Annotated in this window: 11 protein-coding genes; 4 read left to right on the top strand and 7 right to left on the bottom strand. The window is 45.0% G+C overall.

Annotated elements, in window-relative coordinates:
• Nucleotides 1–185 precede the first annotated feature (185 nt).
• Both LX69_RS10565 and LX69_RS10560 read right to left on the bottom strand, forming a co-directional pair.
• A complete protein-coding gene (locus LX69_RS10565; protein ID WP_111446000.1) occupies nucleotides 186–1,433 on the bottom strand; it encodes a competence/damage-inducible protein A in 1,248 nt (415 codons plus the stop codon).
• A 238-nt stretch (nucleotides 1,434–1,671) separates the two neighbouring features.
• Nucleotides 1,672–2,901: a M48 family metallopeptidase gene (locus LX69_RS10560; protein WP_111445999.1), complete on the bottom strand. Its 1,230-nt coding sequence runs from the start codon at nucleotides 2,899–2,901 to the stop codon at nucleotides 1,672–1,674.
• Nucleotides 2,902–3,141: 240 nt separating this feature from the next.
• Here LX69_RS10560 and LX69_RS10555 point away from each other — a divergent pair, with 240 nt between their 5' ends.
• Entirely contained in the window at nucleotides 3,142–3,750 is a 609-nt protein-coding gene (locus LX69_RS10555) for an HAD family hydrolase (RefSeq protein ID WP_111445998.1), read from the top strand.
• Between the two features lie 61 nt (nucleotides 3,751–3,811).
• On the opposite strand, the gene LX69_RS10550 is transcribed toward LX69_RS10555, so the two are convergent.
• Nucleotides 3,812–4,807, bottom strand: a complete 996-nt coding sequence (locus tag LX69_RS10550) for a GntR family transcriptional regulator (protein ID WP_111445997.1) — start codon at nucleotides 4,805–4,807, stop codon at nucleotides 3,812–3,814.
• A 746-nt stretch (nucleotides 4,808–5,553) separates the two neighbouring features.
• On the opposite strand from LX69_RS10550, the gene LX69_RS17780 reads away from it, so the two are divergent.
• From LX69_RS17780 to LX69_RS10540, 3 genes are all read left to right on the top strand, one after another.
• Entirely contained in the window at nucleotides 5,554–5,700 is a 147-nt protein-coding gene (locus LX69_RS17780; protein ID WP_170124329.1) for a hypothetical protein, read from the top strand.
• Between the two features lie 33 nt (nucleotides 5,701–5,733).
• Nucleotides 5,734–6,357: a metallophosphoesterase family protein gene (locus LX69_RS10545; protein WP_245934997.1), complete on the top strand. Its 624-nt coding sequence runs from the start codon at nucleotides 5,734–5,736 to the stop codon at nucleotides 6,355–6,357.
• 165 nt (nucleotides 6,358–6,522) lie between these two features.
• Nucleotides 6,523–7,113, top strand: coding sequence for a hypothetical protein (locus LX69_RS10540; RefSeq protein ID WP_245934996.1), 591 nt, complete (start codon nucleotides 6,523–6,525; stop codon nucleotides 7,111–7,113).
• Between the two features lie 470 nt (nucleotides 7,114–7,583).
• Here LX69_RS10540 and LX69_RS10535 read toward each other — a convergent pair whose 3' ends face one another.
• From LX69_RS10535 to LX69_RS10520, 4 genes are all read right to left on the bottom strand, one after another.
• Entirely contained in the window at nucleotides 7,584–8,303 is a 720-nt protein-coding gene (locus LX69_RS10535; protein WP_111445995.1) for a peroxiredoxin, read from the bottom strand.
• A gap of 200 nt (nucleotides 8,304–8,503) precedes the next feature.
• Nucleotides 8,504–9,433: a hypothetical protein gene (locus tag LX69_RS10530; protein ID WP_111445994.1), complete on the bottom strand. Its 930-nt coding sequence runs from the start codon at nucleotides 9,431–9,433 to the stop codon at nucleotides 8,504–8,506.
• Between the two features lie 50 nt (nucleotides 9,434–9,483).
• Nucleotides 9,484–11,283, bottom strand: a complete 1,800-nt coding sequence (locus LX69_RS10525) for a MutS-related protein (protein WP_111445993.1) — start codon at nucleotides 11,281–11,283, stop codon at nucleotides 9,484–9,486.
• Nucleotides 11,284–11,813: 530 nt separating this feature from the next.
• Entirely contained in the window at nucleotides 11,814–13,700 is a 1,887-nt protein-coding gene (locus LX69_RS10520) for a mechanosensitive ion channel domain-containing protein (protein WP_111445992.1), read from the bottom strand.
• Nucleotides 13,701–14,338 lie beyond the last annotated feature (638 nt).

The raw sequence follows: 14,338 nt of genomic DNA, 5'->3' as shown, positions 1-14,338 counted from the left end.
TCTATGTTTTATCGGGATACGTTTTTCAAACAGGGCACAAAATAATAGATTAAATTTCAAATAAGCAAGTCATTGGATTAAAAAGATTCTCTTTGAACGGATTATTTTCCAATTCGGCCATTTTTTCCCATCTCCTCTCATCAAACAAACAAACTAAATAATTTCATAATAAAGCAATAATTCAATCATTTATCATCCAACAATTCATTCATCAACATCATCAAGGCCATGTCAACAGAACGAAGAACCGTACGATCACGAAAAGGACCAAACGCAAATTTCTGAGCGTTCACCTGTCCCTGAGGATTGCACACGGCAATCCATACAGTACCAACAGGTTTCTCCGGAGTTCCGCCCGAAGGTCCTGCCACTCCCGAGGTGGCCACCCCCCAATGGGTTCGCATGAGCCGTTGCACACCACGAGCCATTGCACTCACCACCGGCTCACTAACAGCGCCATAAATATTTAAATCATTAGTGGATACACCAAGGACCTCATGTTTAACTTCATTGCCATAAGCCACCACGCCCCCGTTGTAGTAGGCCGAACTACCGGGCACAGATGTGATGGCCGCACCAATGGCACCACCGGTACAACTCTCGGCCGTGGCCAGCGTTTGACCACGTGCCACCAACATTTCACCCAGGCGTTTCTCAATGCTATCGTCATCGTATCCGAAGATGTATCGACCCACAATGGGCTGTAATGCATCAACAGCCTGGTTAATGGCACGTTGCATCACTCCGGCATCGCTCCCTCTTGCCGTCAGACGCAGGCGAATGCGCCCGGGCTGTGGCAAGTAGGCCACCTTGATAAAGGGCGGAATGGCATCCTCCCAATCACTGAGCATCTCGGCCAAAACGGCCTCTGGTATTTGAAAGATATGCACGGTCTTGTGCAGGATATGGTCGGTATGAAACCGTTGCTGAAGCCGTCCAATCACCTCGTGTATCATGGCATGCTTCATCTCCGATGGGACGCCGGGCATGCTCACCACCACGCCTCCATCGCGCTCGAACCACATTACCGGCGCTGTTCCCACGGGGTTACGAATAACCGTACAGCCCTCGGGAACCATGGCCTGACTGCGGTTGAGTTCGTTGATGTGCCCCACCCGCCCCTTGAGTAAGGTCTCCACATCGCTGTAAACCTGCTCATTGAACACCAGTCGTGTATTAAAAAAATCACACAGCACATGCTTGGTAATGTCGTCGCGCGTGGGCCCCAAGCCGCCGGTCATCAACACGCATGGCACGCGGGACAAAGACTCGTGTAATGCCCCAGCGATGGCTTCCCGATCGTCGCTGATGGACGTGATTCTGCTCACTTCAAAACCCACCTTATTGAGCTCCGTACCCATCCAGGCCGAATTGGTATCTACAACCTGCCCTATCAGAATTTCGTCGCCAATGGTGATGATTTCAATATTCATACTCAAATATCGTTTAGGTTAATGTTATTCAAACAAAAGACAAGAAGATTATTAGACTGAAAAGACTAAGCAAAAGAGATCGAATACTCTTTCTGCATCTCATCAACGGTCTCATCTTCTGACCTCTTTTTATCATATCGTCTTGTGTCTTGATCCTTATATCTTGATACTTATTTCTTAATCCTTATATCTTGATCCTTGCTTCTTGAGACCACTTCAAACACAAAGCCCACTCACATTAGCTCATCAACGCCTTGATTCGTTGCAACAATGGCGGATGAGAGTAATGAAACCACACATAAGCCGGATGTGGCGTTGGATTACCCAATGAATTGACCGACAACTTCTTGAGCGCCGACACCAAAGCCTGACCATCGGCATGATTGGCGGCAAACCGATCGGCGGCATACTCGTTGCGACGTGACAAACCATTGGTCATCAATCCAATGACCAGTGAAATGGGTGAAAAGAGCAACCCAAAGGCCACCAGTCCGATGTGAAACTGTACCCCCTCACCTCCCAAAGCCTTGGTGAGTTCGGGAGTGGTGACGAACAACGAAAGCAGAAACAACAAAACACCGGTCTGTGCAATGCCCGCGAGCATGCCCCATAAAGTATGTTTGAGCTTATAATGCCCCACTTCGTGCGACAGCACAGCCACAATTTCAGACTCGGTGAGGTCGCGGATGAGGGTGTCATACAGCACGATGCGCTTTCGCGAACCTAAACCGCTAAAAAAGGCATTGGCCTTGGTCGAACGCTTGGAGCCATCCATCACATAAATGTTGTCGAGGCGAAAACCGGAACGTAAACTAAAGGTTTCAATGGAATCGCGTAATGAACCGTTATCCAATGGTTTTTGCTTGTTAAACATTGGCAAAATCCATGAAGTGTAAAACATCGACATAAACACCGAAAAACCACTGATGAGCAACCAGGCATACACCCAAAACATCTCCCCTAGCCACTCAAACAAAAACATCACTCCGCCCATTAGTGGGGCACCAATGAGAAGGGATAACAGTGCCCCCTTGAGCAAATCGGTGATAAAAGTACGCCGCGTGGTGGTATTGAAGCCAAATCGCTGCTCAATGACAAAAGTTTGATACCAACTGAAAGGGAGATTAAAAAATGAAGCCGCCACACCAATGATGGCAAAAAAGAGGAGGCCGCGTCCCACAGGGTGTAGGGTGATAGAGGCCGCCCATGCATCAACCATTGCCAACATTCCACTGCTCAATACCAATAAAGTAGCAACAAAACTAAAGGCTCCGCTTACTTGACTAAACGAAAAATTTACACGCCGGTATCGCTTGTGATTCTCAAACGTATCGGCATCGTACACATCGCGGATGGGCTCCGGGACTTCGTGAGACCACGACCGCCGATTGAGCCAGTCGAGACACAAATCAGTTGCATATTCAAACACCACAAAAGCGATAATCAGGTAAAAAAGAATCTGTTCCATCATTTACATTCAAACATGAAGTCACAAAAATAACAGAATCCACAACCACACCCGCATCGTGGAACAAAAATGAAGCAACACCTTTTTTAATCCCTGTTAAGAAGATTTATGAAGCCATTACGATAGCTTTGTCGTTATATATGTGTGCAGAAGTAGAAAGTCCCTGAATGCCAAAGCAAGAAGCCCACTCACTCACAAAGACATGACAATCTGCCACTTATAAATCTTAAAAAAAAGAAAATGAAATTGACTGTTCATCCCAACACCAAAGGCCTGATTTTCGATTTAGACGGCACGTTAATTGCCTCCATCGCTTTGCATTACAAGGCTTACTTAAAAGCATTGGAGCCCTACAACGTTCGTTTCGACATGGCCTACATGTTTTCCTTCACCGGCAAACCCACCGTGCAGTGTTGCGAACAGATTATCAACGACTTTGGCCTTCCAATGACACCTGAGGCACTGAAAGAAAAACAGGAAGCCCTCTTTATGGAGCACATCCACAACATAGAAGTGATTGAACCGGTGATGAATGTGGTGAGAGAACACCAGGGTAAAATCCCCATGGGCATTGCCACAGGTTCGGATCGCGCGGTGGTGGATCTCATACTTGAAAAGACAGGCATCGGCCAATACATGTCGGCTGTGGTGACCTGCGATGATGTGACACATCCAAAGCCACATCCCGAAACTTTTGCCAAATGTGCCCACCTGCTGGGCGTGGATCCCCATACCTGCATGGCCTTTGAAGATGGCGACCACGGCATGACTGCAGCACGTGAAGCCGGCATGAAGGTGGTGGACGTAAAACCCTTTTATGACAAACCGTTGTGGAATTTAAATAATTAGTTTCTGGTTTATAGTTTCTGGTTATTTGTTGCAAAAAAAACTGAAACTTTAAACCTGAAACCTACAAACTTGCCCTCACCACCATCTTTGTATCAATCACTTCGCGCATCTTGTTGCCCGAGAAAACAAACTCTGCTGCCTTCTCTCCCATCTTGTTAAAATCAGTGGTCAACACCGTAATCCCTTCCTTGACAAAACGTTTCATGGGGGTATCGTTGTATGAAATGATGCCCAGATTTTGCCCCACCACCAGGTTTCGATCCGAAGCCTTGTCGAGTAACATGGCCAACGTGCGGTCGCTCACCATCAAATAAAGATCGCCTTCCCGCGGGTTGAGCGCATCAGCATCGTAAAGCACCTCCCCGGTGATGCCTTCATCGTCACAAAACTTCTGAAAATATTGGATGCTCTCCTTTGGATGATAGGTAAACTCGGGGTAAACGTATATAAACCTTTGATATTTTTGCACTTGCCCAATATGCTCAACCAGGTTATCATAGAGTGCTGAACCAAAATTTTGGCACACAAACGACTGATTGGGCTGCACATGTATGTTCCAGTCAATGATAAGAAGTCGCTCGGGGTCAATTTGTCCCACAATGCGTTTCATATCGGGATGATCAAAGTTCATCACAATGTAGTGACTGTACTTCCCGATGCTATGCCGGATGATGTCCTCGAACACACGGATGTTATAATGGTGAAAATGCAAATCGACACTGTAGCCCTGCGGTAAAGCCTTGCGAAAAGCCCCGTACAACACTTCTTTATAGGCCTTAAACGTGTCGAGAAACAAAAATACTTTCGAGACCTCGCGAGCCACATAATAGCCCTTGTTGGGCACCGACTCCACCAGTCCTCGATCTTTCAACTCACTATACGCCTTAAATACCGTATCGCGTGACAATTTGCACTTTTTGATTAAAAAGTTCACCGACGGCAATGGATCACCCATCTCGAGCACATTACTACGAATGGCATATTCGATGCTGTCGACCAGCTGGATAAATTTTGGCGTCCCGGAGGTTTCGTCAATAACGGGGATAAACTGTTCCATCAATACTTATATAACTCTCATTCAATCACGCGATGCATCGCTGCATGCAGAATCGATTTTTAAAATTTCTGCAAAAGTAGAGAAATGTTCGGGAAATGAGAAGATTAAATTTTTGAAAAAGAATTATTCATTAACATTCATAACGCAACCTGCTTGAGTCTATTCTATTATTTGAAGCTCTTTTTTTACGATTGTTTCCATTGCCAAATATTGGTTCATTACTCAATGCAATAACATGAATGTCAATTACTAATATACTATTAGTTACCAACACAGACCCTTATTGCGAATAATCATCACACTTATCACAATAACTTCTATTCGTAATATTATCCATGCTTTTACGCGACCACCTCCCTCCTCGTTTCATCCCTTGTTCTGACCTTCTAAAAAAAGTTAAACATTGAAAACTACATTTGTTTTATGAGTTTTCAATCTACTTTTGCTGTGTTCATGGCGCTTGCGAAAGAACTGTCCCTTTTATTTCAAAACTGATTTATCAAATTTCCTAAAACTAGCCATTGACCATATTTTACTTCTCAATCATTCATCAACCATGATACGAGCCTTGTCTAGTCCTGCGACACACTGAAGCATGAATAATGGAAGAAGTGTAAAAAACACATCAGTACCATCATTTTAGTTTCTATAACATCTTCTTGTTATTGTATATCAACACAATCGCTTTGAGAAGCAAATAATTCTTGGACACAAAATATTGAAATACAGCCACATATTATAAACACATGAAACAACACATTTTCACCCTTGTCATCATTTTAACATCGCTAGCCTTCTACGGATGCGAAAACCTATTTGAATACAGCCCCTATCAGGTAAACCTGGACGGACAAAAAACCAAGCGAAACGAAACGGCCCTGACGACCTTGTAGGGTATCAGCCAACATGAGTTTGCCCCCTTTAAGGTGGCGCTCATCGGCGACAGCCACACCTATTACGATGATTTTGAAGATCAGGTGGCTGCGATCAACCGTATGGACAGCATCGACTTTGTGATTCACATGGGTGACTTGACCCTGAGTGGCATCAACCGTGAATTTCAATGGTATGGCCGCATCATCGACAACCTCAGCCTCCCTGTCATTACCCTGATTGGGAATCACGATTGCCTCTCGAATGGCGAACTGGTGTACCGCGAAATGTTTGGGCCATTCAACTTTTCATTGGTTTACAATAACTGCCAATTGGTGTTTTTTGACGACAACATTTGGGAGCGCAACGTGAAAGATCCTGATTTTCAATGGCTGCACAACGAATTGCAAAACGGCAAGGGGGTATCTCACCAATTGGTCTTTGCCCACATTCACCCCTGGGACGGACAATTCAGCGTGGGCAACACTTATTTGTACAACCAAATTATGGAGAGCAACAACGTAACCGCTTCGATTCACGGACATGCTCACAAGTTTAGCTACGACAAACGGTTTGGCAAAATTCCATATCTGATTACGGGCGATAGTACCGATAGAGAAGTTGTTGTGCTTGAGGTACAAAAAGATACCATCCTCGTGAACCGCAAAACTTTTTAACTAACAAAATACAACCCGCTTCACCTCTCCTCACTTCCATCTATACACAACGCCATGCAAATACGCCATTCTCACAAAACGTTTTTAATCCGATCAAAGACTCTTTTTGTAATCTTATTATTTATTTCAAACACTACATACCTACTGGGGCAGGAATCCTTGGTTATGACCAGCGATGTTCCTTCGGCATGGATACAAAAAATGAACGTTCGTCGCCCCATGCGGTTTCGCGACGATACCATCATGGTCAAACCGCGCTGGTTCATCCCTGACCATTACCATGTGCAATATGCCGGAAACATTGGTTTTATGAGCATTGGTGCCGGTTACTGTGTACGCAATCGTTACGAACCTACCCTTTTTTACGGATTGCTGAACCACACTCTGGGTAACAGTTTGGCCACGGTTCACACCGTTTCGCTAAAAAATAGCTTCATCCTTACCCGAAAACCCATCTGGGGGCATCTCTCCCCTAAAGCCGGAGTGTCCGTCAACTGGGGTTATACCAACAATACGTTCAACGAGTTACCGCCCCATTACCCGAACAAATACTACTTTCAAAACAAAATTCATGTGGCTCCCTTTTGGGGCATTGAATGGCAACAAGCACTAAATAACAGCCACTTGAAAGCAATGGGGTTGTATATCGAATTTTCGACCCTCGATGCTTATCTGCTCGAATTCATCAGAACCCGATATGTTGGTTTTAATGACATTTGGAACATGGCCGTCGGTATTTCGTTTTACATTCACTAAAACATGTTTTCCAATTCGCTCATATCGTCTCGAGCAATTATTCATCTTCAAATGATAAGTATAAGCAGACATCTGTCATCGATATAATACCTACTCGAAACGATCGCCAAGAAACTTTGATCAACGCCAACGCACATCCGCTTGCATACTCCAAGCATTAGAACCTATCCCTTTCATTCAATCATCCGCAAACACAAAAAGGCACAATCCAGCGAATTAACTCACTGATTGTGCCTTTCCAACTTTTTACCCAACACGTGATTCACATCAGACGTGGGCACCATTTATGAATAATCTTCATCTTAAATCATTTCATGTAAAGAAAAATGAACCATCAAAATATGAACAAGGATAATATATCAAGAAGATCATTCTCACTCTCTTCTTGAATCAAAACATCTCATTCAAATAAATGGTCAACGTGCCTGGTTTTCGGTGCGTATAGGCTTACCGATCCCTAGCTCATTGCATCATGATTTCTTAATGACCTTACTCAGAACAGATTCTTTGCTGATTTTCTTGGTACAAAAGAACCAGTCTTTGCATTCAAGCCCCTCTTCCTTGCCTTCCATCCTGTTTTGCGCTGAACTGCACGATGCTGCCGGCGAAATGATGACATCGTCCCCGGGACGCCAATCGGCCGGCGTGGCAATGCCAAATTCATCGGCTGTCTTCAGCGCGATTAACGCACGATATAACTCATCGAAGTTACGACCCAAACTCAAAGGATAATAAATAATGGTACGGATGATGCCCTTGGGATCAATGATAAAAACTGCCCGAACCGCTTTGGTATTGCTCTCCCCGGGCTGAATCATCCCATATTTGCGAGCCACCTCCATCGTAATATCCTCAATAAGCGGAAACTTTACCTCAATATTCTTCATGCCCCGGTATTCGATTTTTTCTTTGATCGTCCGCAACCAGGCAATGTGACTGTATAGACCATCCACCGATAAACCAACCAATTTACACCCGGCTTCCGCAAATTGCGATTCCATGTGGGCAAAGGTCATAAATTCGGAGGTACATACTGGTGTAAAATCGGCCGGATGGCTAAATAAAATCACCCAACTTCCCTTATAATCAGCCGGAAAATTGATGGTTCCCTGCGTGGTGACAGCAGTGAATTCGGGTGCCGGTTCTCCAATACGCGGCAGTGAAATGGGGTGTGCTGTAAGTTCGTCCATAATAAACAACAATTATTAATGATAATTTTTAATTCAACTTACATCTTTCATACAACATCAAGATGATTGTATGTGCAAAAATGTTTTTTAAAATTATCTAATAGTTGTTTCAATTTCAATAACCCAAAAAGGGGGAATTAAACAGACTTTTGGTGCACTTCTCAATGGTTGTCATCATTATAAACCAACTCGTATTATCACTACAACGCTTCAACAATATCTCTATCCAAGCCGGGATGTTGGGTTATCTCATCGACAGATATCCTGGCCTGCTTCATAATTTTGGCTGTGGCTTGCAACCGATTTCGCACATCGGCTTCGCGTTGCAACGCCGCTTCCTTTTCTTGAACTGCCTCCTCCTTCTCCTGCAGTGCCTCCTCAATCTTCATCTCATACTTACGTGCCTGCTCGTCGAAAATCCGATCCAACTCTTCCTCTGCCTCCAACTGCGTGCGAAACTGCTGGTCGGCAACCGGAAAATGCAGTATGTTGGCAATCTCCTCAAACTCTTCGGGAATCTCTTCCATGTCCAAATAATAGTTATGGCCGGATACCCATCGCTGGTTAAAGAACATCATGAATCGCTCCAGGCGCGTGCGACGCTCTTCGGGTAGGCGCAATGCCTGCAACACATAGGTCTCGTGCGTGAGCAGATTGATGAAGTCACTCTCAATATGAAGTTCCTTTTTACTCACCGAATCAATAACTTGTCGCTGAACCTTGATGGCCAAATGCGGAACCTCGGGTAGCGCGTAACCCAAGATGTAAATGGCAATGATGGGCAACAGACCATCGTTGTCGCGCGATGCCTCCCGAGCCGTGCGCTGTGCCTCCAGGTACCCGGAAGCCAGATAGTTACGAAAACGTTGTATGTCGGTGCTGAACTTCGACTTTTGAAGCTCGATGAGCACCTTGTGCCGCACTCCGTTCTCGTCTTCGATGGTGGCCTTAAAATCAAGGCGGAAAAGCATGAAATCGCGCTTCACATCAATGGCCATCACCTCTTGTTGCTCCAACTGAAGCTCCACAACCTCCTGCTCCAGGATGGTCGACAGCACCAGCCTGGCAGCCTTGTCGTGCTGCATCAGGTATTTAAAGGCATTGTCGTAAAGGGGGTTGACGATAATCATGGACACACTAAATAGTTACATTGACAAAGATACGACATTTGTCAATGCTATTAAAGATCAGAATCAGGCTTACCAATAAGACGCTCCAACAGCCAGGTCGCGTTCAGGTTATGTGCCAGACCGGGCTTGAGACGATAATCATAAATGATGTCGTCATGGCCAATGGTGATTTCGAAACAGATATTGGTAAAACGCCCCGGCCGCTCCTGCACCAAGTCACCCAGCGCCAAATCGTGCGTGGCTACCAAACCACATGACTGAAAACCAAGCATCTTGAGCAAAAAAAGACGGGAGCCGGCCAGTTTATCGCGCGAATTGGTTCCCTTGAGCATTTCGTCAAGGATTACAAAAAGACCGTCCGACGAGGCTGCCGCATCCAACAATTGCTTTAAACGCAACAGCTCGGCCTGAAAGTAAGAGGTATGATTCACCAGGTTGTCGCTGGTGCGCATGCTGCTAAAGAGTTGCATGGGGCGAAATCGAAACTGCGAGGCGCATACCGGTGCCCCGCAGGACGCCAAAATCAGATTCACCCCCACGGCTCTCAAAAAGGTACTTTTACCTGCCATATTGGCTCCCGTCACCAAATGAAAATGTGGCATTGCATCCACCCGATAATCATTGCACACCCGTACTTGTGCCGAAATGAGCGGATGTCCCAGATCATGGGCAGCCAAAACCTCATCGGTCGAAAGTTGCGGAATGGCATATCCGGGATGGTTATAAGCATAATTGGCCAAACTCACCAACGCATCCATCTCGGCCAGAGCATCAACCCACATTGGAAAATCGGCCGCCCACCGATGCATCCACCTGCGGTAGCGCATCATCAATAACACATCACGCATTACCAGGCCATTGAGCACCATCGACACCAACAGGTTGTTGCGCTGGTTGAAACTGCCCAGGATACGCCCCAGCTCGGCAAACGCCTCCCTGGCTCCGGTCTGAGGAGAGGTAAGCTGATGAGCAATCTCCTTGAGCTTGTCGCTCTCAAAGGGCGCCGGTGGCTTTGCGACATGTGACAACAGTTCGTTATATCCCGAAAACGTTTGATAAAACCGATCGATACGGCCGTGAATACGGTTGGTGGCTTTCATTCGACTGCCCCAAAGCATCAGTTGTGCCAACATCAACACCAAAGGAAGTTGATAAGCCACCAAACCTAACACATTGAGTGTTAAAGCGCCAAAAGTGAAACCAATAAACAAATAACTGCTCCATTGCCATAATGACTTGACAGGGGTGACATCCTTCGGCTGTTCGCGCAGATGTTGCAATACCCCTTTGAGTGACACAGTGGCATGATGCCCCAAAGCCGCAAACATCTGCCGCCACTCCAGCAATGGTGACAACTCGGCAATAGCCGCCTGCCGCGCTCGAATTACCGTTTCCTTGGTTGACATATGAGCCAAATAACCAGCCAGGGCATCGGCACCCTCTTGAGTGACCGTGCGATTGAGGTATTGATAAATGCCTCCTGGAACAAACAAATCCAAATCAAACGAATAGGCATGTGTGCCATCTGCGTAGCAGGTGCCGGCTTCAAAGGCACGCAAATCACCCTCTTGCGCCGCTGATTCTTGCTCATTAATGTGTTGCAACGCTTCAATAAGACGCAAATGCTTCATAAACCGCTGGTCAATTTTAAACACCACGCCAAAAGCCACCGTGGCTCCCAATGCCCACCACAAACTCCACCCGTGAACCATCCATTGGTACATCAACACAAGGATAGAAAGAAACAGCGCTATTTTTAAAAGAATAAACAACAGGTTATAACGCTTTAAACCTTGCAACTTGATGTTAAAAACAGCTTCGCGCTGCTGGTAAATGGACGCTTGTGACATTTCAAAAATTTCGTTTGGTTGTTTTAATAATTCACCTTGGGGGGATAAAAATACCTTATTTTAAGACAAACATTGGCATTGAACAATCGACCTTGAACCATTTCATGAATCATGCGAATTAAGGGTTGGGATTTTCATTCACAACCCTTAAGAATGGATAATCAAATCATCTCGAGAAAAGATTTCTTGGCTCTGGCATAACTCACAGTATCTTAGTTGATGTTTGTAATTTTCCGTAGGGAAAAAAGATTGGTAGCAAGCAACCGGTTTGTTGGTTCTTTTGCCCCGAATGGGGCAAGACAAAACGATATACGCCTTCGTTTCTACCGAGCTTTCCTGCCTACGGCAGGAGATTTATAAAATCCTCTGTAACTCTTGTACTTTTGCACTCTTGCCCTTTTGCCCTTCTACACTTCTACACTCTTGAACTTCTACACTTCTACACTTCTACACTCTTCCACTCATACACTCTTCCACTTCTTCCAATAATCCTGTGTGCCCCAAATCGAATCCTTAGATATTTCATCTCATCATCTTACATCGCCAGTTCCTCCCGATTCCCGCTTCACTTTCACATGAAAAGCCGGAGCCTCATAATCTTTGGGCAAATAATCCGCTGGGACGGTAGTGGCATTGCCATCTCTCGAGGCTCGATAATGTGGAGACATGATCTCGATGCCCTGTTCGTTAAAGACATCCTGTATGTTTTGATGCAACACGGAATATATCAACGCCTGCTTTCCCGATTCTCGGGTATAGGCATTGATTTGATACGACACATAAAAATCATCCAACCCGGTTTGCAACACAAATGGCTGAGGTTCTGACAGAATCATATCCGTGCGCGACGCTGCCTCAAACAATGCCTGATGCACCTTGCGCCATGGCACATCGTATCCAATGGTCACCGTGCTGTAAACAATCAACCCTTGCCCATTGGCCTCGACACTGTAATTGGTGGTATTACCGGTTAAGATTGACGAATTGGGAATGGTGATCACCTCATTTTTGATGGTGCGCACTCGCGTCACCAACATGGTTTTCTCAATCACTTCGCCCGTTACTTCTCCTATTTTGATACGATCACCAATCTTAAACGGACGCATATACGTTATGACCAATCCTGCCACCATGTTGGCAATGGCCGATGATGACCCCAACGAAAACAAAACGCCAATAAACACCGAAACTCCCTTGAAAATATTTGAATCGGAACCGGGTAAATAGGGAAATATGAGCACAAACATAAAAGCATACAGCAAAAACCGAACAATGTGATAAGTCGGCATGGCCCAATCAGCATGAAAACCGCCTATCTCGAGCTTGCCTGCTCCAATCTCATGAAAGACATATTTCACAAACCGAATCACATATTTCATCACCACATAAATCACCAAAATGCTAAACAGATTTGGCAAATAGGCCCATACGGACATCAATACGCCACGAAATGGTGACCAGATAAGACGAAACAAGGCATCGGCCCATTGACGCGAAAAGGGAAAAATGCTAAAAACAATGGGCAGCGTGATGTACAATAATATTGCGTAAACAAACCAACGCATGATTTTCAACAAAAACAAAACAACAAGCATCTCCTGCTCGGCGGTTAAAAATGTGTAGTCTTTATACGATAAATTCCTAAGCCACTTGCCCTTGTTGCGGTCAACATACGCCAACAGTTTTGCATAACCCTTCCCGATTAACCAAAACACCAACCATGCCAGCCCCAAAACCAGCAACACCAATCCCACGCGCACCAGCGTTTTCACCAAGCTGTTTTCTCGCCGGGCCATTTCTATCGACCCGCCAATGCTGTCCCGAATGTTCTGAGCCAAAGTTTGCATTTCGATTCCTTCCCATAGCGCATCATTCTCAGAAACACTCATCACAATTAAATCACGATAAACAATATCATAACTGTTTTCGGACTTCTGCACAATGATTGAATCTACATTCAAAAAATCATCATCATATAAACGATGTATCTTCGCACTGATATTCAAAGCCCTTTCCTTGGGCATGGAGGCTCCTATTTTTGAATAGATGTAAAACAATGTGTCTTCCATCACCCCCCTTACCGGATAACCGACCGCTGAACTCCGCAACGATTCGATGTGCGACTTTTTCTGCAATTGTCTCCTTTCGTCTTCTTGAGTGATGGCGTTGAGCTCTTTTTGAAGCTCATCTCTATCTGGCCCGTCTGTGCCTTGACGTTGCTTAAACGCCTCTTCCAGTTCCTCTCGCCGTAGGGAATCGGCCTTACGCTGACGTTCCAGTTCATCCAAACGTTGCTGATATTCGAACAATAATGTGGCATTGATGGAATCGTTTGAGGGCGAATTCACAACCTCTTGTCCCCATAAATGCGTACTTAACAAAAGTACAGCCGCCAAAATCGAAAACAATGATTTCATAAATAACATCTTAATTTTCAACAACTAACATCTTCGCACTGAATATTCTATCTCTCTTAAACTTGTTCCATTCAAAATGACAATAAAGGTTTCTTCTTCTCACTGGCTCTCATCTTAGCTCACTGCAACTCAGCGTTAGTTCTTAGTTGAATACGTTAAAGAAGATGAGTTAACGCTGAGTTATCTGCTTTTTTATTTGAACTCATGTTTAAGGTTGCACAAAATTTCATCATAACCCGTAAACTTCTGTGCCCCTGTGCTCATTGCAAACTATGTGTCTCCTTTGCGAGCCCCTATTTTGCCAGGTCAATTATGCACTTCAAGAGCACAACCAATTGTTTTTCCTGTTTTCATAGTGACCCTATAATGAGTCTCCTACTTTTTACCCTTAATTCGCATTCAAAACATAAATGTAATCAATTTCATTATCCGAATGTCAATCTTTTACCAATCTCCAAACACATCTCTCACATTAAATAATCCGATCAACCGAATATCATTCCCCTCCCCTTGGGTTGCACCGATATGTGCTTTAGGGGAGCCTGTAAATGAATTCTCTGCAACTTTTAACACTACACCAAACACTCTATCCATCAAACCATTAATCAATCACCAGGTTCAATACAACCGACACAGCC

Source organism: Breznakibacter xylanolyticus, from assembly GCF_003254275.1.
GTDB classification, from domain to species: domain Bacteria; phylum Bacteroidota; class Bacteroidia; order Bacteroidales; family Marinilabiliaceae; genus Breznakibacter; species Breznakibacter xylanolyticus.
This window is presented reverse-complemented; position numbering and strand designations above follow the sequence as displayed.

Excerpts from the sequence above, each read along its gene's own strand:
- LX69_RS10540 (WP_245934996.1), top strand. The coding sequence starts at position 6,523 with ATGACCAGCGATGTTCCTTCGGCATGGATACAAAAAATGAACGTTCGT.
- LX69_RS10550 (WP_111445997.1), bottom strand. The coding sequence starts at position 4,807 with ATGGAACAGTTTATCCCCGTTATTGACGAAACCTCCGGGACGCCAAAA.
- LX69_RS10535 (WP_111445995.1), bottom strand. The coding sequence starts at position 8,303 with ATGGACGAACTTACAGCACACCCCATTTCACTGCCGCGTATTGGAGAA.
- LX69_RS10530 (WP_111445994.1), bottom strand. The coding sequence starts at position 9,433 with ATGATTATCGTCAACCCCCTTTACGACAATGCCTTTAAATACCTGATG.
- LX69_RS10555 (WP_111445998.1), top strand. The coding sequence starts at position 3,142 with ATGAAATTGACTGTTCATCCCAACACCAAAGGCCTGATTTTCGATTTA.
- LX69_RS10520 (WP_111445992.1), bottom strand. The coding sequence starts at position 13,700 with ATGAAATCATTGTTTTCGATTTTGGCGGCTGTACTTTTGTTAAGTACG.
- LX69_RS17780 (WP_170124329.1), top strand. The coding sequence starts at position 5,554 with ATGAAACAACACATTTTCACCCTTGTCATCATTTTAACATCGCTAGCC.
- LX69_RS10525 (WP_111445993.1), bottom strand. The coding sequence starts at position 11,283 with ATGTCACAAGCGTCCATTTACCAGCAGCGCGAAGCTGTTTTTAACATC.
- LX69_RS10565 (WP_111446000.1), bottom strand. The coding sequence starts at position 1,433 with ATGAATATTGAAATCATCACCATTGGCGACGAAATTCTGATAGGGCAG.
- LX69_RS10560 (WP_111445999.1), bottom strand. The coding sequence starts at position 2,901 with ATGGAACAGATTCTTTTTTACCTGATTATCGCTTTTGTGGTGTTTGAA.